The organism is Cutibacterium avidum 44067 (assembly GCF_000367205.1).
GTDB classification, from domain to species: Bacteria; Actinomycetota; Actinomycetes; order Propionibacteriales; family Propionibacteriaceae; genus Cutibacterium; species Cutibacterium avidum.
This window is the reverse complement of record NC_021064.1, coordinates 598,772-616,623: the sequence shown is the minus strand read 5'-3', so window position 1 is coordinate 616,623 and position 17,852 is coordinate 598,772. Positions and strand designations below refer to the sequence as shown.

Annotated in this window: 17 protein-coding genes and 2 pseudogenes; 10 read left to right on the top strand and 9 right to left on the bottom strand. The window is 63.1% G+C overall.

Annotation, left to right across the window (positions count from 1 at the left end):
* The first annotated feature begins 222 nt into the window (after positions 1–222).
* From PALO_RS02845 to PALO_RS13130, 5 genes are read left to right on the top strand one after another with little or no spacing between them, the layout of a single operon-like run.
* On the top strand, positions 223–477 hold the full coding sequence (locus PALO_RS02845; protein ID WP_015582335.1) for a helix-turn-helix domain-containing protein: 255 nt from the start codon (positions 223–225) through the stop codon (positions 475–477).
* Positions 474–1,127 carry an N-6 DNA methylase gene (locus PALO_RS02840; protein ID WP_015582334.1) on the top strand — a complete coding sequence of 218 codons (654 nt, stop codon included), beginning with the start codon at positions 474–476 and terminating at the stop codon, positions 1,125–1,127. Before PALO_RS02845 ends, PALO_RS02840 begins: the two co-directional genes overlap by 4 nt.
* Entirely contained in the window at positions 1,124–2,389 is a 1,266-nt protein-coding gene (locus PALO_RS02835; RefSeq protein WP_015582333.1) for an Eco57I restriction-modification methylase domain-containing protein, read from the top strand. The genes PALO_RS02840 and PALO_RS02835 overlap by 4 nt, the downstream gene beginning before the upstream one ends.
* Positions 2,364–2,678, top strand: a complete 315-nt coding sequence (locus PALO_RS02830) for an ornithine cyclodeaminase (RefSeq protein ID WP_015582332.1) — start codon at positions 2,364–2,366, stop codon at positions 2,676–2,678. Before PALO_RS02835 ends, PALO_RS02830 begins: the two co-directional genes overlap by 26 nt.
* A gap of 4 nt (positions 2,679–2,682) precedes the next feature.
* A complete protein-coding gene (locus tag PALO_RS13130) occupies positions 2,683–3,417 on the top strand; it encodes a 4'-phosphopantetheinyl transferase family protein (protein ID WP_015582331.1) in 735 nt (244 codons plus the stop codon).
* Here PALO_RS13130 and PALO_RS02820 read toward each other — a convergent pair.
* From PALO_RS02820 to PALO_RS02795, 6 genes are all read right to left on the bottom strand, one after another.
* Positions 3,305–4,483: a hypothetical protein gene (locus PALO_RS02820; RefSeq protein ID WP_015582330.1), complete on the bottom strand. Its 1,179-nt coding sequence runs from the start codon at positions 4,481–4,483 to the stop codon at positions 3,305–3,307. The genes PALO_RS13130 and PALO_RS02820 overlap by 113 nt on opposite strands.
* A complete protein-coding gene (locus PALO_RS02815; RefSeq protein ID WP_041709976.1) occupies positions 4,474–4,950 on the bottom strand; it encodes a hypothetical protein in 477 nt (158 codons plus the stop codon). The genes PALO_RS02820 and PALO_RS02815 overlap by 10 nt, the downstream gene beginning before the upstream one ends.
* A 112-nt stretch (positions 4,951–5,062) precedes the next feature.
* Positions 5,063–6,640, bottom strand: coding sequence for a lantibiotic dehydratase (locus tag PALO_RS02810; protein ID WP_041709974.1), 1,578 nt, complete (start codon positions 6,638–6,640; stop codon positions 5,063–5,065).
* Positions 6,641–6,734: 94 nt separating this feature from the next.
* Positions 6,735–7,991 carry an MFS transporter gene (locus PALO_RS02805; RefSeq protein WP_080634291.1) on the bottom strand — a complete coding sequence of 419 codons (1,257 nt, stop codon included), beginning with the start codon at positions 7,989–7,991 and terminating at the stop codon, positions 6,735–6,737.
* A gap of 52 nt (positions 7,992–8,043) precedes the next feature.
* Positions 8,044–8,496: a GNAT family N-acetyltransferase gene (locus tag PALO_RS02800; RefSeq protein ID WP_238137865.1), complete on the bottom strand. Its 453-nt coding sequence runs from the start codon at positions 8,494–8,496 to the stop codon at positions 8,044–8,046.
* A gap of 91 nt (positions 8,497–8,587) precedes the next feature.
* Positions 8,588–9,958 (bottom strand): acyl carrier protein, encoded by a 1,371-nt coding sequence (locus PALO_RS02795; RefSeq protein WP_144010469.1) that lies wholly within the window; start codon positions 9,956–9,958, stop codon positions 8,588–8,590.
* A gap of 188 nt (positions 9,959–10,146) precedes the next feature.
* Between PALO_RS02795 and PALO_RS12770 the strand changes: the two are divergent.
* Both PALO_RS12770 and PALO_RS13125 read left to right on the top strand, forming a co-directional pair.
* Positions 10,147–10,425 (top strand): annotated as a pseudogene (locus PALO_RS12770) (IS3 family transposase); the annotation flags it as partial.
* Positions 10,426–10,567: 142 nt separating this feature from the next.
* Positions 10,568–10,726 (top strand): annotated as a pseudogene (locus PALO_RS13125) (transposase); the annotation flags it as partial.
* Positions 10,727–10,833: 107 nt separating this feature from the next.
* Here PALO_RS13125 and PALO_RS02785 read toward each other — a convergent pair.
* The gene (locus tag PALO_RS02785) at positions 10,834–12,231 is read right to left on the bottom strand and encodes an IS30 family transposase (RefSeq protein WP_015582325.1); all 1,398 of its coding nucleotides are present in this window, start codon (positions 12,229–12,231) and stop codon (positions 10,834–10,836) included.
* 161 nt (positions 12,232–12,392) lie between these two features.
* On the opposite strand from PALO_RS02785, the gene PALO_RS02780 reads away from it, so the two are divergent.
* Positions 12,393–12,758, top strand: coding sequence for a hypothetical protein (locus PALO_RS02780; protein WP_015582324.1), 366 nt, complete (start codon positions 12,393–12,395; stop codon positions 12,756–12,758).
* Here PALO_RS02780 and PALO_RS12295 read toward each other — a convergent pair.
* Positions 12,755–13,069, bottom strand: a complete 315-nt coding sequence (locus PALO_RS12295) for a helix-turn-helix domain-containing protein (RefSeq protein ID WP_144010470.1) — start codon at positions 13,067–13,069, stop codon at positions 12,755–12,757. The genes PALO_RS02780 and PALO_RS12295 overlap by 4 nt on opposite strands.
* Before the next feature lie 309 nt (positions 13,070–13,378).
* Complete coding sequence (locus PALO_RS02770) at positions 13,379–14,713, bottom strand: metal-dependent hydrolase family protein (RefSeq protein ID WP_041710218.1); 1,335 nt, start codon at positions 14,711–14,713, stop codon at positions 13,379–13,381.
* A gap of 117 nt (positions 14,714–14,830) precedes the next feature.
* Here PALO_RS02770 and PALO_RS02765 point away from each other — a divergent pair, with 117 nt between their 5' ends.
* Positions 14,831–16,252, top strand: a complete 1,422-nt coding sequence (locus PALO_RS02765; RefSeq protein ID WP_036979915.1) for an amino acid permease — start codon at positions 14,831–14,833, stop codon at positions 16,250–16,252.
* 76 nt (positions 16,253–16,328) lie between these two features.
* Positions 16,329–17,834, top strand: coding sequence for a serine/threonine-protein kinase (locus PALO_RS02760; protein WP_015582320.1), 1,506 nt, complete (start codon positions 16,329–16,331; stop codon positions 17,832–17,834).
* Positions 17,835–17,852 lie beyond the last annotated feature (18 nt).

Genomic DNA, 17,852 nt, shown 5'->3' with positions numbered 1-17,852 from the left:
CGACTCCGTCTCGACATGGATCGGCCCGGGCGCTCGCTGCCGGACAGCTCCTGCGCTGCCCGGGAAGATCCTCTCCGTACCCCCATTGTCTCGCACTCACACCCCATTCGACGGGGATCGAACACGGTTGATTCCCGTTCAAACCCGATCTGAAACGGTCCGATCGGCTAGACTGGGCCCGGTTGGAGCTGTGCTGCCCCTACCGATCCAAGGAGGCACCTCGTGAGCGAGCCCTGGCTGTCCACAGACGAGATCGCGGCCCACCTCGGCGTCACCAAAGACACCGTGTACGCGTGGATCGCCGACAAGGGCATGCCCGCCCACAAGATCGGGCGCCTGTGGAAGTGCCAAGCCACCGAGGTCGACGAGTGGGTGCGCACCGGCGCCGCAGCCAGCGACAGCCCGCACACACATGACGGTGGTGGCCCCTACCCTGAGCAGGCAGGCACCCGGCCGAAACGGAAGGAGGGGCGATGAGCGCCAGCGAGACCGAACGCTTGGTCAAGTCCAAGCAGCGCGTCGCCGACCACGGCGAAGTCTTCACCCCCTCCTGGATGGTCGAGGACATGCTCAACCTCGTCCAGGAAGAATCCGAACGCATCGACTCCCGGGTCCTCGAACCGGCCTGCGGGTCGGGGAACTTCCTCGTCCCCGTCCTGACCCGCAAACTCCTGACCGTGGCCGCCAAGCACGGCAAGAGCGAGTTCGAGAAGCGCCACTACGCTCTGTTCGCGTTGATGTGCACGTACGGTATTGAACTCCTGCCCGACAACGCCGCCGAGTGCCGCAGTAACCTCGCCACACTGTTCAACGCGTTCCTCGGCATCGACGAGGACGACGACTGGGCCCGCGCCGCCCGAGCCGTCCTCGCGGTGAACATCGTTCAAGGTGACGCCCTGACCATGACCACCCCCGAGGGTGGTCCGATCACGTTCGCCGAATGGGGGTACCTGGGCAAGGGGAAGTTCCAGCGCCGCGACTTCCGCTACGACGAGTTGACCCAGCGCTCCGCATGGGAGGCCGAGGGCTCCCTGTTCGCTGACATGGGCGCCGACCTCTTCGCCCCCCAGACGACGTACCCGACGATGACGGTGACGGACCTGGCCGGGCAGGTGAACGCCGCATGAGTATCACCCAGGCCCCGTTCGCGCTGCGCGGCCACAATCCCGACGTGCTCACCTGCATCGCGAATCTCTCGAACGACGAAGTGTTCACCCCGCCCGAGATGGCCAACGCCATGCTTGACCTGCTCGCTCAGCGGTGGGCCGACGCCCACGATGGCGCCGCCATCTGGGCCGACCCGAACGTCACGTTCCTGGACCCGTTCACCAAGTCCGGTGTGTTCCTGCGGGAGATCACCCGACGCCTCACCGACGGCCTGGCCTCAGTTTTTCCGGATCGGGCGGAGCGGGTCGACCACATCCTGACCCGGCAGGTCTACGGCATCGGCATCACCCAGCTCACCGCACTGCTGGCCCGCCGGTCCGTGTACTGCTCCAAGTACGCCAACGGCCCCCACTCGATCGCCACATCGTTCGACAGCGAGGACGGGAACATCTGGTTCCAGCGCACCGAACACACCTGGGCTGGCGGGCAACGCGAATACCGCACCGACCCACTCACCGGAGACGAGAAGGTCGTCTACACCCACCGCAAGTGCCGCTACTGCGGCGCAGGCGAGGACGACTACGGGCGCGGCGACGAGCTGGAGACCCACGCCTACGCCTTCATCCACACCGACGACATCAAAGCCCGCACCCGCGAGCTGTTCGGAGACACCATGCAGTTCGACGTCATCATCGGCAACCCGCCCTACCAGCTCTCCGACGGCGGTGGCAACGGGTCGAGCGCAACCCCCATCTACCAGCACTTCGTCGAGCAGGCGAAAGCGCTGGATCCGAGATTCTTGCTCATGATCACCCCTTCACGATGGTTCACTGGCGGCAAGGGACTCGACGAGTTCCGAGAAACCATGCTCGGGGACGGTCGAATTCGCCGTATTTCTGACTGGCCGATTTCTGCTGAGGTATTTCCCCAGAATGGTCCGAAGGGTGGCGTATCAATCTTCCTCTGGGACCGCGATAGCAGCGGCAGCTGTGAAGTTGTCACACATTTCAAGGGTGATACGTCGAGATCAATTCGCCCGCTACTTGAGCGCGGGTCTGACGTGTTCGTTCGTTTCAATCAAGGCGTGGCCGTTCTCAAGAAGATTTCTGAAGTTGAGCTGCAAGGTACGCACATCCTTGGAGCTTCAGATGCAGGCAGTTTCCGCAATGTCGTCAGCGTGCGCAAGCCTTTTGGGTTCGCATCAACATACCGGGGTCACGCAAGAAACCTCGGCCCGCACAGCCGCGTCCGGCGTCTTGGCGGCCGAGCTGCTCATCGGTGACCGCATGGCCCGCCGCGTCGCGATCATCGGTGCGGGCCTCATCGCTCGCCAGGTCGTCGACTTCCTCCGCGATTTGCGTTGGCACGTGGAGGAGGTCGTGGTCCACGACCTGGACCCGAGTCGGGCCGTGGCCCTCGCCGAGCGCATGCGATCCACCACCCTCGTCGGAGCGGCACCGGTCCGGCCGAGCGACCCGGGGCCGTCGGTGTTCCCTGGCGGTTCTGCCTACTCCGCGACCGGTCATCATGGGTGGTCAAGGGACCACATCGCTAAGTTAGATAGGAGCTAAGTCCATGGCGATCGACACCCCACCGGGCATCGTCCTGGAGATTGCCCGCGACGATCTACCCGAAGATCTGTTCCCGGACGAGCGCGCTTACGTTATGCGCTGCGTGCCCCGCCGTGTCAATGAGTTCGTCACGGTCCGCGCGTGCGCGCGGGCTGCCTTGGCGCAACTCGGGTACCACAGACCGCCCCTCTTGTCGCTGGATGGACATGGCCCCGTCTGGCCACGTGGAACGGTGGGCTCGATGACCCACTGTGAGGGATTCCGCGCAGCAGCTGTGGGCTTGAGCGAGCAGTGGTTGACTCTCGGCATTGATGCGGAGCCAAACGAGCCCCTGCCCCCCGGGGTGCTGGGCGCGGTGGCAAATGCCGAAGAGCGCCGGCACATCGCCCTCCTTCTGTCCGCATTTCCGACCGTCGCTTGGGATCGGCTGCTGTTCAGCGGGAAGGAGGCCCTCTACAAGGCGTGGTCTCCCCTCATGCATTCGTGGCTTGACTTCGACGAGGCATCGATTCGATTCGATGCTGGAAGGGGTACATTTCTGGCGCGCCTATCCTCGGATCGAGGCGCAGATTGCCCGAGCCTAAGGCGGGCCATGGGCCGGTGGTCCGTCGATGGCGAGCATCTCTTCACTTCCGTGGCCGTTGTCCGGCAACCGAACCGGGCAGCGCTGCGGGCGCGGGCGGGGCGGAACGGCGGAGGAGGACTCCTCGCCGACGAGCCGACCTCTCAAGCGCCCTGAAAAGATCCCCTGTTCGGAAGTCGGTGAACACCAATCCCATCCCGGCGGAACACACTACCAAGTAGTTCGCGGGTGAATGTTGAATGACCTCGATTCCTGCGAGGCTCGGCTGATTCCGGCTGCGCGCCAAGCGCGCACCGGCGTCGTCATAGGCGAATTCCAAGGGAACAGCAGTAGCTGAGGAGTTCCAGCCCGCCAGAACCAGCCGGTCTGACCGTTCCCGCAGGCCGCGTAGCAATCCGCGCTGAACACTGTCTGGGCTTGCGCCCTCGGGGGCGATATCGATCGCAATGGAGCCCATGGCCAGACCAGGTACACCATACAGTTCACCCAAGACGTCTCTGAAAGACATCGGAACCAAGATCTTGTCACCGGCAGCCACTCCAAGATCCGCCAAAGAATCGCAGAGGCACGCGAACCAGAAGTTGAATGCGCCTTGTGATTGGATCACCTGCTGTCCGGGCGCCTCCACGGACATTTCCGCCGAGTCACACACTTGCTTTCCAGCGGCATGACGGACACGGACACGGCAAAGGTCTTCCTCAGGTCCGTGCCCTTCGCCCGTTTCGGCAGCCACCCGGGCAAGGAACCTCTGGTAGGACTGTGAGTCCGTCCACCCCTTCCCCCGCTTGAGCAAGTCGATGGTGAAACTGTCGACGATCGCGTGATGGAGCCAGAGCCGAGCTTCTTGGCTGCAGGGATCCCACACGTAGATGCTGGGGTGGGTGAACGAATCCGCATGGGGGGCGGCGTGCTCGTGCGGCGCGATGAACATCCTAGTCGCGCAGTCATCGACCTTCGCGAGCCGCTGATACATCTGATGACCGATGCGCAGAAACTCGGTTCGCAGGTTGGGAAACCGCAGCAGAAGCTCGCCCCAGTTTGCGGCAGCCTGCGCACTCGTCGTCACGCCGCCCGCCACTGTTATAACAACATAGCCCTCCGTCTCGTCGTCCAACATCTTCGCGGCGACGAGGTGCGGGGCTTGTAGCCGGTTGACGGGCAGCGTATGGAGAGGAAAGCCTGACAGGCCAATCCCCCAATCCCCGGTGCTCGTTACGGGCATTCGTCCCCCATGGGCGATGAGTAAGGCCTGGTGTCACGGAGCCGTGCGACGAGACGGACCTCGGATGAAAACCTGTCTCCGGCGACCGAAGCGAGCCACGCTTGGTCGGTCGAAGGAAGGGCTTCCGTCAGCCGCAGCATATGGACGTCCGCGTCCCGAATGCGGGTCACCAGCCGTTCCACGGACGCTGGGATGGCCGCATCAATCAGCTGCGGTTTCTCCGTGTCCGAGACGCGCCAGTAGAACTGGGACGGTAGACCGGTCGCCACCCGCCACTCGCAAAAGGCCTCCCATCGGGGGACTCGGACGCGCTGTGAGAGCCAATTGCAGGTTCCGATCGGGATGGACCACTGTCGCCTTGATAGCACGAACCCATCCAGCTCCACGCGATCCAGAGTGGCCTCCTCCGGAAGGAGGGTGAACGTGCCGGCGAGAATCATGGACAGCATGTCGGCGAAGACCATCATCAGAGGCACGCGAACATTTGGGCCGACAACCTCGAGCGAGCGATCCGATGCGGATCGCTTAACGATCAGATCCGAGGCGTCCACCCGCGGTCGGCTGAGAGAGGGAAGGGTTCTACCCCATGTCCAAGACACCCAGCTGGGATGTGTGAAGGCTCCAGGTGGGGACAGGCGTGACGATACGAGTCTCGAGGAGCGCGGGGGGATCATCCGCACCCTTCCGCAGGGGTAAGCGTCGAACTCTTCGTGGATCATTCTGTCGAGATGGGGTGCAAACCTGAGGAAAGCTGGCTGCTCCAAGCTGTTGATCGCCACGTGGATTTCCCCGAGAACCGCTTGCACCCCCCCGCCCGGTAGGTCGCTCAGCCAACAGCTGGATGTCTGGTGAGTGGGTGTGGGCACCCGGCCACGGCTCGGCCCCCGCTGGGAACAGCTGTTCGGCGAATGCGAGGAGGTTGTCGGTGGCGTTTAACTCGGACGCGCGTCGCGAAATCAGCGCCCATCGCTCCTGCAGCTCCCGTTGGCAGGTGGCTACGAAGCTCGGGACCTCGCGAACTCCATAGGCCAGCTGGTCGGCAAGGAGGAAGAAGAGCCGTTCCAAGGAAAGCTGCTGAACGCCAGCATCTGCCGTCGCCTTGGTAAACGCCTCATCGGCGACTCTCTCGAACGCGCGACCCGACAGGTCGACGTACCAATCGGCTGCACGGAGCATGATGGCCAATGGCCCGTCCCAGACGTTGAGGTAGTCCTCGCCAATGGAGAACTCCACGTTGCGTGTCGAGTCTTCGTACACCAAGCCCCTGCCAGCGTATTGCTCGCCTGGTCGGCGCCACGCGTCAGACCTTGTCAGTTCACTGAACTTGTCCGCGAGCATTCCCTGCAGCCGGGCCACAGCGTCGGCGTCGCCTCGCGCGTGTTCGAGTTCTGCGCGCAAGGCCGTGAACGGTTCCAGCAACCACTGACCACGCCGGCGGACGTCGGTATCAGGAACCTGCTCCAGCCATTCCTCTAGGCGGCGGAGGCCGTCCTCGTTGATGTCCGGGGTGGGGACGCAGGTCATGAGTCCCCGTGACACCAGCCCGGCAATGGTGAGGGCGACGTCTTCGAAATCGTGACCACCGTCCTCTCGTAGGTGACGGGCAAGCTCGCCGATGGAGCCGAAGGCTCCTTGAAGGGTCAAGATTCTTGCCTCGAGACCGTTCGGATCACAGCCATCGGGCGGCGAATCGTTCGAGGTTGTTCCGTGCGACACGAGGGGCAGGTAAGGGAAGATGCCGGGAACGGAGGCCAAGGCGCGGGCTAGCTCGTCGACCGCCCAAGACTCGAAGTAGATCTCACGCTGCCCCACGGCAGGCTCTTGGGCCACGAAGGACGTGCGCGTCGACTGATCGATGGTGCCCCAGCAAAGGGGGCCAAAGAATCCGATGGTGTCGTTCTTGGCCACGTAGCGCGAGATATAGGCAAACAGGGCGTCTGCCCGGCGCCGGTTCTTGCTGTTGTTGACCGGTTCGAGGGTTGTCAGATTGTTCCGCAGGATGCCCGGGTTTTGCCACGCCAACGCCTCCCCGACAGGAGTCTCTCGGCAAATTCGCGCAACCTGCTCGATGAACAGTTCGTCGAGGTCTTGAGCCTTAGTGGAGGACTTAGGCACGTTGGCGGCCGGTTGCCTGCGCAGAGCATGCAACGTTGCCACCGGGAATCCAGCGCTGCGCAGCAGACAGTCGCTTCGGTACTGCACACGCCGTGGAGCTGGAGGCGCTGACGTTGCTCCGGCCAAATTCGGGATTTCAGTGATCACGTCGGAATTCCGTCATGTGTTGCACCTTTCGGATCGGGGAGACGAGGATCCAGAGGGCGGACAGGCAGGCAATCAGGCCTGACGCGACCAAGGAACCGCGGATCCCGAAGAGCGCCATGGATGAGCCGGCGAGCAAACTTCCCAAGGGGGCCGTTCCCCACACGATCACGCGGCTCGAGGCGCTGACCCGACCTAGGATGTCCGGCGATGTGCTGGCCTGACGCAGCGTGAAGACAGTGATGTTGTATACGGTGACCGAAACCGACAGGACCGCTTGTAGAAGCCCTCCCACAACGAGAGCGGTGCGCGGGCTGAGTGACGCCAGGGCCGCGATACTGCATCCCGCGATGAGCGCCGGCACCCAGATGGCGGCACCAATCCCGATCCTTGCAACCACCCTTTCGGCGAAGACGGCAGACAGCACAGAGCCAAGGCCGCCCATCGCGAGAATTAATCCGACAATGCCCTCACTGACATTAAGTTCCCGGAGCAGAAAAAGATAGAACAGAGGCTGCAGCATCCCGTAGGCAAAGTTGAATGTCGCCGTACAGGCGATGGTGCTTCGCAGCTCACGCTGGTGCCAGACCTCCCTGAATCCCCCCTTAAGCTCCCGCAAAAGGTTCCGCTGCTCGACGGGGGCTTCCGTGCCGGGGAGTCTGGCGGCGTCGATCTTCCTGCAACTAATCAGCGGGGCGGCCGCCAGGAAGTAACCGATGGACGTCACGCCAGCTGTGACTTGGCTACCTAGCCATTGGATCATCGCTCCTGCGAGCGCAGGGGCCCCGATTTGGGTCGCCGAGTCCACGGCGTGCAGCTGGGCGTTGCGCGCCAACAATTCTTCCTCTGAAGCGATGGTGGGGGTCAACGCTTGTGCCGCGGTGTCGGCGAAGATGCCGAACGCACCCGCGATGACTCCCAGAATGATGAGCATAGGAATGCTCACTACGTGAAAGAGTCCCCCTATCGGCAGCACGAGGAACGCCACGGCGCGCAGCACGTTGGCGGTCGTGATGATGGATACCCGATTGTACCGATCGGCAACTACGCCCGCGAAGAGCCCGAAAAATACCAATCCCACTGACTCGGCGGCGGTCACGGCGCTCGCCTGCCATCCAGTTGCGCCAAGAGCGCCCACCGCGATGAGTGGCAGGGCAACGTCGGCCACCCCCTGCGCGAGCTCTCCGAGGCCGGACGTTGCGGCTACTCGCCAAAACACATTTTTCGGGATTCGTGGTGTGGTAGTCATACAGTTTTCTTAACTAACTTACGGTCCGTCATGGATGGGATCGAATGATTTTTCACGCGCCGAGCTCCATCTCGACGAAGTCGTATTCGCCGCCGTTGGTCGACTGCTTGAAGTGGCGAATAACTTTGAACCCACTAGCCTCATACACCTTAATGCCCCGCAGATTAAATGACGCGACCGACAGGCGAATCTCCACGCCCGGGTATTCCTGACGGATCCACTCCAAATTGCGCCTCATGAAGGTGCGCCCCAAACCGGCGCCGGTAAGGTCGGGTCGCATCCCTAGCCCGATCTCCAAACCATCGCCCCCTTCCGGAAAATCACCGGAAAGGAAACCGATAAGTCGACCGCCTTGCCGCACTTGGAGGAAGAATTCCGGCCACAGTTCGGGGGTAACGAATTCCCGATAGTCCTCAGGATCCGCCGTCATGTCGTAGAAATCGTAGGGCGCCGGGTATTTCCAATCATCCGCAATCTCTCGTGCGGTCGCCGGGTCCATGGGCATGTATACCAAGTCTTGATTGGCCTGATCACGTGCCGCTAGGGGTGAACCTTGGCTCATTTTCTCTCCTGTGAGGACGAAGGGAACAAATCCATCATGAGGCTAAATGGCTGCAGGAAACAACGCTGATCGCTGCGTAGTCTCGCTGCAGCAGGACTTCGATATCGGCGGAACACGACCCGTCGGGCGATGGAGGGGATATGGATGCCATCTCGGTGGCGAGGAGCCGGATCCAAGGAATCCGGGGATCAGCCTCCACCACCGAGAGGTGGACGACTGGACTCTCGTCGGCCCACTCGGTCGGGCTCGACCGGCGCAGCTGAGCCGATCCGACGTCGAAGGTCCAGTTCTCGACACGGTGGCGATCACCGCCCTCGCAACGAGCCCGTAGGTCGCCATGCACATGCTTGACAACAGGCAACGTCCTCACGTTATGTGCCTTGCCCCAGCGCTGCAAATGCTCGGCGAGCCGCTCGTACAACATCTCTGGCGGACACGAGAACTCCAGCCGCCACCCGCCGGGGGCCACGGTTGCTCGGTCCGCCGCTTGAAATGAGGACGAGGCCACGAGGGCGCCCACGCCAGCATCCTGTGACGACGCCTCTCCAAACCCCGCAGCACTGAGCTCTAGGAAGTCGGTCTCGAGCTCGTAAAGGACATCTTGGTCGTACAGGATGTGGTCCAGCACCAAGAAGGTGATACCGAGACGGGGCACTCTCACGATGATCGCCAAGGCTCGATGGGGGCTGAACTCCGACCGCACAGCCTCCCAGTCGTCCACCCCGAGGGCTTGCAGTTGACAGATTCGCGGTGTGCCGTCTCCCACTGTCCAGTGGTGATTCTTGATCGTGCGCGCGAGCCAAGCGTGGTTTGACCAGAATTCACCAAGCAGATGGTCCGCTCGCTGCTGCGTTGAACCCGCTGGTATCCACAGGGGCACGATGCTGAGGTCTGGCCCCCAGTGTTCGAACCTCTTCAGGTGGGCCAGGTCTCTCTCGCTCAGATCGGCTGGGAAGACTCTTGGCATGTGCGACGCGGCGGGCTCGGCTGAGGTGACCTCCGACCTCTGGACGATTGCCGCGCAGATGGTGGTGATCGTGCGCGTCGGGCCCAACTCTTCCAGCGGCACGTCGCACCCCAACGCATCCATGAGCGCCCTCCGCAGGGCGAACACGCGAAGGGAGTCCAACCCCATGTGGGCCAAGGCTTCCGACGAACTCGTTACCGCGCAGCCCATGGCCGTCAACGAATCGCGCACTACCCGCTCCACCTCGGTCACATCCACGAGCGTGCTCACGGTTGTGTTGTGGCGCTCGGTCGCGGCGGATACCTCGTCGAACCAACGCCGGTGGGTGTCGAACATGGGCGAGTCCAGGTGCAGGTTCAGGGACAACCGCAGAATTGCGCCCGGTTCATAGTCCACATCGAGCGCGTCGGCACGACCCGGATTCTCGAATGCCAGCATCTGGCGGACACCGTGCTGCCGCGCCACCTCGTCTTGGAGGGCTGATCCGCGGTCAAACGTGTAGAGGAGGGTCCCGACGGCCCCGGCAGGAGCGGGTGCCTCCACCCCTGGTCGTTCAGTGGGGTAGAGGCAAGCCCGAGCCGTTTCCAGCGCCTGGTCCCTGCCCTCGACTTGTGCCTTGGCGACGCGACGCGCACCTGATCAACGCTGCCCTCGACCTGCATGCCGAAGACCCCGGGCTGGGCTATCGATTGATCACCGATGACCTGCCCGAGCTGGGCATCACCGCTGGTGGGAACCGGGTCCATCGCCTGTGCAAGCTGCAGCGGATCCGGTCGTTCCACTCGGTCAAGAACGGCTCGTGGAAACAGCCGGGCCCGCCGGTCCACGATGATCTGGTGCGGCGCCAGTTTCGTGCCGAGGGCCCCAACCAGTTGTGGTTGACCGACATCACCGAGCATCACACCACTTGGGTTCTAGTCATCGTCGCAACGGTGCTTGTGAGGGCTCCAGTAAAGCAGCCAGCCGCTCGGCTGGGGTCTGGAGTGAGTGATGTTTCTCGGACTCTTGGAAAAGACCAGAGTTTAGGGAATCAGGTAGAATCACATCATGTCAGGATCTAAATGGAGCCCCGAGTTCAAGACTCAGGTGGTGCTCGAGGTCGTGGAGAAGCACCGGACCATCAAGGAGGTCGCCGAATCGTATGACCGGGTGGCCCAGACCGTCGGAGAATGGGTCAAGAAGTACAGGAACGAGCATCTGGAGCCGGGAACCGAGGACCTCACAGGGGATGAGGCGAAGGAACTCGAACGGCTGAAGAAGGAACTCCGCGAGGTCAAACTGGAGAACGAGTTCCTAAAAAAGCGGCGGCGGATTCAATCGGTGGTCGCAACACCGGGATCCTGGGTTGAGGATATCTGTTCGGCGAAGACTTCCGCGGGGGTTCTCCAGTCCAGGACTTTGCGGGGCCGATTGTTGAGGGTGTGGGCGACCGCTTCCAGGTCATCCGCCGACCATCGTGAGAGATCGGTGCCCTTGGGGAAGTACTGGCGGCTCAGCCCGTTGGTGTTCTCATTGGTGGGCCGCTGCCATGGTGAGTGAGGATCGGCGAAGAACACCCTGGTGCCGGTGGCGGCAGTGAATCCGACGTGGGCTGAGAGTTCCTTGCCCCGATCCCAGGTGATCGTCTTGCGCAACCCGGCGGGGATCGTGGTGACCGTGGCTGCCAGCGCGGCAGCCATGGCCTGGGCACCGTATCCGGCCAGTGCGGGCCGGTTCCTGGCACGTGGCTGCTGCCCGTAGCCCTCCTGGCGTGGCAGGTGCACCAGAAGGGTGGTGCGGCTACGACGCTCGACGAGGGTGCCGATCGCCGACCGGTTGGTCCCGATGATCAAATCCCCTTCCCAATGCCCGGCCACGGCCCGGTCCGCGGCCTCGGCGGGGCGCTGGTCGATGACGACATCGGCGGTCACGTGGCCCTGGGGCTTGTTGCGGGAGCGCGCCCGAGGCTTGCGCAGTGACCGGCCGGTACGCAGTGTGGCGACCAGATCGCGCTCCAGGGCCCCGCGTCCGGCGATGTACAGGGACTGGTAGATCGCCTCGTGGCTGATCCGCATCGACTCGTCGTCGGGGAAGTCGATCCTCAAACGATGCGAGATCTGCTGGGGGCTCCAACCTGTGACCCACCGGCGGTCCCCGCGGCGTGGCTTGTTGCGCCCCGACCACGGCCCGGCTGCCGGCCCGTCGATGACCGTGCCATCCGGCGCTGTCACCTTCCCGGCCAAGCGGTCCTGGACGTAGGTGCGCAGGACCGGGCTGGCCACGAGCTTCGCCGTCTTGGGCCGCCGGGCCATCAACTCGGCCTTCCACTGTGCCACCGAGGCCCGGTACTCGAGCTTGCCGCCGCGCGTGGCCACGTTGCGTCTGAGCTCCCGTGAGATCGTCGACGGGTCACGGCCCAGCAGCCGTGCGATCCCCCGCACGCCGACGCCACGCTCATGCAGGATCGCGATCTCCTCACGCTCGGCAAACGACAGGTACCGGCCGACCGGGGCGGCGAGGGCGATCGTGGCCATGCCGCCACCCTGCCGGAACCAGCGATTTCCCACCACTGGTGACACCCCGACCAGCTCGGCCGCGTCTTCCGACGAGGCGCCCTCAGCGATCCGCCTCCAGAACTCCCGTTCGATACCGCGTCTGGTCCTCGGAGCCCCGGGCGAGATCATGGCCGAGCGTCCCGTCAGCTGCTTCAACCATCCAGGTGGGCGTCCCATCAACTCTCCTTCGAACAGGGTGTTGCGACGACCACTTGAATCCGCCCGCGTAGACTTGAGGAAGACGGATTTCTCCTTCACTCTGGGCCGCTTGCGGCAGGCTTCCGAGCCCCTCTCCACGCACCGTCACCGCCGAAGCACGTGCGTGAGAGGAGAACACCGTGTTCCGTCTATTTTGGATCGCCAGCATCCACACCCGGACCTTGTTGCGCCGGTACCTGCCCAGCAACATCATCCCCGACCGTGTCCGCACGCGCCGAGGCCTGAAGTGGGGACCGCTCGCCATGCTGGTAGCTGTCCCCTACATCGTCGTGTCGTATTGGCTCACCGTGCTCATCGAGGCGGGTAGCCCAAGATGGCTCTACCTCTTCGTCTTCATCTGCCTGTGGAGCGCGTTCAAGATGCTCTGGATCGGGCCGGTCAGCCTGATTCTCTTGGCGCGTACGCGTCTCATTGAACGGAAGGCATGTCAGCGCCAGGACTCCATTGTTCCCAGCATGAGCAGTGTTGCGTCCGCACATCGTTAGACAGCCGCAAGCTGGACGTCAGTGATCACCCCGGCCTCCACGAGCGCCACGCGTACGGCCTTGCGGTCCACTCCCATCCGGCGTCCGATGGCTCGCATCGACATGCCCCCGCGTGACAGACGCACCGCCTCGGCTTGTTCCTGCTCTTTGAGCCCCGGACGTCGCCTCGGGACCTCTCGACGCTGGAGGTGCGCGAAGACCGTGGCGCGGTGGATGCCGTATTTCTCCGCAAGCTCCTGGACGCCAGATCCGGCCTCGTAGTCGGCGACCAGCTGGTCGACCTCGGAGGGTGTGAGAAAAGTTTGAGCCATCCCGACAGTCCTGACAACGGGGCCACGGTGGTCCATCGGAGCAGTGTTCTGGGGCCGGTTACAGACCCGGTAGACCCCACGGTTCAGTCGCCTGACCAGCGTATTCGCCTTCGGGGAAAAGTTGCCGAACGTGCTACGCAGGCACCCCAGTTCCTTCCAAAGGGGAAGCCGACTCCCCTTGAACGCCGCCAGCGAAGGCGCGCTGCCAGGCCCCGCAGGAGCCAGCAGCCGCACCGCGTGCTCAACTGCCCCCCGCATGACGACCTGCCTGGCCGCGTCACCCATCTATTCGCCTCACCGCCGACGTCGTCACCGGCGCAAGGTGTCGAGCAGTTCGTCGATCTCGCCGAACCTCTCCACCGCCGGGCTGTCAATGACGCTTCCCCTGACGACAACCGTCTCAACTCCCTCAAGTGCCTTGAGATCGTCAAGAGGATTGGCTCCCAGCACCAACAGATCGGCCGACAGACCCGGCTCCACCGCACCCGTCACGGATTCCAGACCGAGCATCTTGGCGTTGACCCGGGTCACGGCTTCTAGGGCCCGCGCCGTGGACAACCCAGCGCGCGACACCACGAGGTCGAGCTCACGCCACATGGCGTAGTGGGGAGTAAAGGTCATCGAGGAATCCAAACCGGATCCGAGCACCACATCGCTCGTGATCGCATCGCGAATCCCCTGAACCATCGAGTCCAGCACGATCCGGGCATTCTCCTTGACGACCTCGCTGGCGCCGGTGATCTCCGTGTCGATCTCGACCAGCGGAGCAGCGGCCAACAGGGTCGCGTCGAAAGCCGACCAACCTCGCAGAGACTTGGGATTGTCGTGGAATAGTTCGACGATCTCGTCGGTCATGGCCGATCCATGCTCGATGGTGTCGACGCCCGCCTTGAGGGACCTCAGCACCCCTTCAGGGCTCTGGGCATGCGCAGCGACAAGCACGCCAGCTGAGTGAGCCTCCTCGCAGATCGCCGTCATTTCCTCGGTCGTCATCTGCGGACGCCCGGCCTCCCCGACGACCTTCGCATCGGTGACCCCGCCGGTCGCGGCAATCTTGATGGACGTAGCCCCCAGACGCAGGTTCTGACGCACCGCCTTGCGTCCCTCCCAGGGAGCATCGACAATCCGGGCGACGCCCAGCTCCGCGCCATGGCCTCCCGTGATGGCCAACAGTGGGCCTGACGCCATGATGCGAGGGCCGAGCCACTGTCCGGACTCGCTCTCACGGCCCAAAACAACGGCCTCGTTGTCATACTCACCGAGGCCACGGAGGGTGGTCACACCCGAGTTGAGCTCAACGTCCGCAAATCCCCTCGCACGTTCGCGCAGCATGGGACTCCCCAACGGAGTTTTCCAGAACCCCACGATCCCCCGCGCGAGCGCCGGGTTCGTCAACGCTTTGGGCAGAGGACGTCCGTCAGCCATGAGGTGAGCATGGGCATTGATGAGCCCCGGCATGACCCATTTGCCCGCGCAGTCAATACGACGCTGAGCCGTCCTTGCTCGATCAGCGAGCTGCTGGGCGCGCCCGACGGCCTCGATCGAACCGTCTTCGCCAACGAGCACGGTGTGATCGGCCAGCACGGTTCCATCTCGGTCGCATGTCAGGACACTGGCCCCGGTCAGAGCTACGGTCGTGGTCATCGTCATCATCTCCTCGCAGAACGACGCTCACTCCAGCATTCCCCGGAATGCCGAAGATCGGACAGTAGTCGCACAATGCGAGATGACACGCTGTACTTGGCCCCTTCTCGCGTAACAATCCTCCCCATGAACCGCGAGAACAACGATGTGGCTGGAGACATGCAGCACCTGCGCCGCAGCCTGAGCAACCGCCACATTCAGCTGATCGCCATCGGTGGCGCCATCGGAACCGGCCTGTTCATGGGGTCCGGAAAGTCCATCAACACCTCGGGCCCGAGCATCGTGGTTGCCTATCTCGTGATCGGCACGATGCTCTTCTTCGTCATGAGGGCCATGGGCGAGCTGTTGCTGCACAACCTGCAGTGGAAGTCCTTCCAGGATTTCGCGGCTGATCTCCTGGGCCCTTGGGCGGGATTCTTCCTCGGCTGGTCGTACTGGTTGTGTTGGGTCGTCACGGGTATGGCTGACGTCATCGCCATCACCTCATATTGGGGTTACTGGACCCACGACCGAATGTGGGCCTTCATCCTCACCGCGGCCACCTTGCTTCTCCTGCTGGTCCTCAACCTGCTCACGGTGAAGCTCTTTGGTGAGCTTGAATTCTGGTTTGCGCTCATCAAGATTGTCGCGATCGGCATCCTCATCGTCGTGGCTGTGGTGCTCATCATCATGGGGTTCACCTCGCCGGGCGGATACAAGGCCTCGGTGTCGAACCTGTGGACCCATGGCGGATTCGCGCCGAAGGGCTGGAGCGGATTCTTCGGCGGCTTCCAGATTGCTGTTTTCGCCTACGTGGGCATCGAGTTGGTCGGTACTACCTCCGCGGAAACCCGTGATCCCCGCAAGACCATGCCCAAGGCCATCAATGCCGTCCCCGTGCGCGTCCTGGTGTTCTATGTGGTTGCCCTGCTCGCCATGATGTGTGTCATCCCGTGGAATCTCATCGAGAAGGACTCCTCGCCGTTCGTCCAGATGTTCGGACTCGTCGGTTTCACCGCGGCTGCCGGCATCATGAACTTCGTCGTTCTCACGTCTGCCGCATCCAGCGCCAACTCCGGGGTCTATTCGACCTCTCGGATGCTCTACGGACTGGCCCACAAGGGCATGGCGACGAGGGCCTTCGGCAAACTCACCCGCAATGGCGTCCCCGGTTGGGGCCTGGTGTGCACCGTCATCCTCATTGGTTCGGCCCTCATTCTTGCCGCGAAAGACACCGTGATGGGGGCCTTCACCCTGGTGACGACGGTCTCCGCCGTGCTGTTCATCTTCGTGTGGAGCATGATCCTCGTCAGCTACATCGTGCACGTGCGCCGTAACCCGCAGGCCCATGCCGAGTCGATCTACCCGATGCCTGGGGCCCATTTCATGCCGTGGGTTGTCCTGGCCTTCTTCGTCTTTGTCGTCGTCCTTCTGGCTGGGGCTGACGACACCCGCCAGGCTCTCCTTGCCACCCCCGTGTGGTTCATCGTGCTCGGCATCGCCTGGGTGATCGTGCGTCGTCGGTCCCACAGTGACGACTTGGAAGACGTCACCGACTGAGGGCCACTATGTCCTCGGCCGTGCCGTGGTCGCTACAGTGAGAGTGGTTGCCGAGCGATCATTAAAGGGGTGAATCATGTCCGAGGAGGACGCCACCGGCGGGTCGACAGTACGTCAAATTGGCAGCCATTACATCCTCGACGAGGTGCTCGGCCAAGGCTCGATGGGAACGGTTTGGCGTGGGCATGATCTCAACGACGGGTCACCTCGAGCCATCAAGGTCCTCAAACCCGAACTGACGAATGACAAAGGCGCGACGAGGCGCTTCATCCAGGAGCGCGACATCCTGATGACCGTCGCCGACGACGCGGTCGTCCGGGTGACTGACATGGTCGTCGAGTCCTCCACCTTCGCCATCATCATGGAATTGGTTGACGGCCCCGACCTTGCGCACGTGCTGGAGTCCATGCCCGACCACCGCCTCGAGCCAGCCACGGCGGTCTGCCTGGGAATCGAAGTGTGCCAGGCCCTTACCGCGATTCACCGGGTCGGCATTCGTCACCTCGACATCAAACCGGCAAATATCCTCATCGAGGACCGAGAGGAGGTCCGTGGGGCACGAATCACAGATTTCGGCGTCTCGGAAATGGTCGCTTCAGGCAATCCGCACGAAATCGTCGGGACTCCCTACTATCAGGCTCCAGAAGTAGCTGCAGGACGAACGCCGTTGGCGGCAAGCGACCTCTATTCCTTCGGCGTCACCTTGTACCAATTGCTGGCCGGCCGCGTTCCGTTCCAGGCAGATTCAGCTGGAAATATTCTGCGTGACCAACCCCCGGACCACATTCCCGGGGTTGATCCACGACTGTGGAACACCATCATGACGTGTCTGGCGCCTGATCCGGCCGGACGCCCTGCCAGTGCGGAGTTACTGGCATCTGAGCTGCGCTCATGGCTCGACGGCGGACCGCCGGTCCAGCTCGTTGTACCTCGTCCGCTACCGCCTCCTCCAACGCCGCCAGCCCCGATTGCGCCGCCACGACCGGTTCCACCGTACTCGGCGCCCTCGGCGACGCGGCCTCCGTCAGCGGTGAGCATGGCAACCCCGGCTCCGTCCGCGCCAGCAGCACATGCGGCGACAAACCAGCGCGGCAGCGACGCTGGATGGTTCATCGCTCTGTTGGCTTTGCTTCTGTTGGTCGGAGCCGAAGCGTTCGTCTATCTCAAAGGGATGCCCGGATCTCATTCCGAGGCCACCGCTCAGCCAATTCATACCGCGACCCCGGCACCCAGCCAGACGCCTGAGGTCAGACCGATGCGAACAGTAACGGCCCATGCCACAGTAACGACCACCGCTGCACCGCCCCCGGCTCCCGCCCAGGTCAGCGTCCCCGCCCACGTCGACCTCCCCGCCGGGGCCTCCGAGTGTGGTCCGGGCACATGGGTCGCCAACACGCGTACGGATTGCTCCTTGGCTCTGAACCTCGCTCAGTTAGTGCCGCCGAATCATCCGTCGAACTTCTTTGTCAGTACGCGAAACCCGCAAACTGGGCGCTCTCACAAGTTCTTCTGCAATGTTGTCGGCGAATACCTCGACTGTAGTAACATCGATTTGGAGGTGTACCTCGTCATTCCGAGGTAACCTTCTTGGTCACTGTCA

Bases quoted from the DNA above. Each gene is read 5' to 3' on its own strand.
- PALO_RS02840 (WP_015582334.1), top strand. From the start codon at position 474: ATGAGCGCCAGCGAGACCGAACGCTTGGTCAAGTCCAAGCAGCGCGTC.
- PALO_RS02835 (WP_015582333.1), top strand. From the start codon at position 1,124: ATGAGTATCACCCAGGCCCCGTTCGCGCTGCGCGGCCACAATCCCGAC.
- PALO_RS13130 (WP_015582331.1), top strand. From the start codon at position 2,683: ATGGCGATCGACACCCCACCGGGCATCGTCCTGGAGATTGCCCGCGAC.
- PALO_RS02820 (WP_015582330.1), bottom strand. From the start codon at position 4,483: ATGCCCGTAACGAGCACCGGGGATTGGGGGATTGGCCTGTCAGGCTTT.
- PALO_RS02815 (WP_041709976.1), bottom strand. From the start codon at position 4,950: ATGATGGTCTTCGCCGACATGCTGTCCATGATTCTCGCCGGCACGTTC.
- PALO_RS02805 (WP_080634291.1), bottom strand. From the start codon at position 7,991: ATGACTACCACACCACGAATCCCGAAAAATGTGTTTTGGCGAGTAGCC.
- PALO_RS02800 (WP_238137865.1), bottom strand. From the start codon at position 8,496: ATGCCCATGGACCCGGCGACCGCACGAGAGATTGCGGATGATTGGAAA.
- PALO_RS02795 (WP_144010469.1), bottom strand. From the start codon at position 9,958: ATGCTGGCATTCGAGAATCCGGGTCGTGCCGACGCGCTCGATGTGGAC.
- PALO_RS02785 (WP_015582325.1), bottom strand. From the start codon at position 12,231: ATGGGACGCCCACCTGGATGGTTGAAGCAGCTGACGGGACGCTCGGCC.
- PALO_RS12295 (WP_144010470.1), bottom strand. From the start codon at position 13,069: ATGGCTCAAACTTTTCTCACACCCTCCGAGGTCGACCAGCTGGTCGCC.
- PALO_RS02770 (WP_041710218.1), bottom strand. From the start codon at position 14,713: ATGACCACGACCGTAGCTCTGACCGGGGCCAGTGTCCTGACATGCGAC.
- PALO_RS02760 (WP_015582320.1), top strand. From the start codon at position 16,329: ATGTCCGAGGAGGACGCCACCGGCGGGTCGACAGTACGTCAAATTGGC.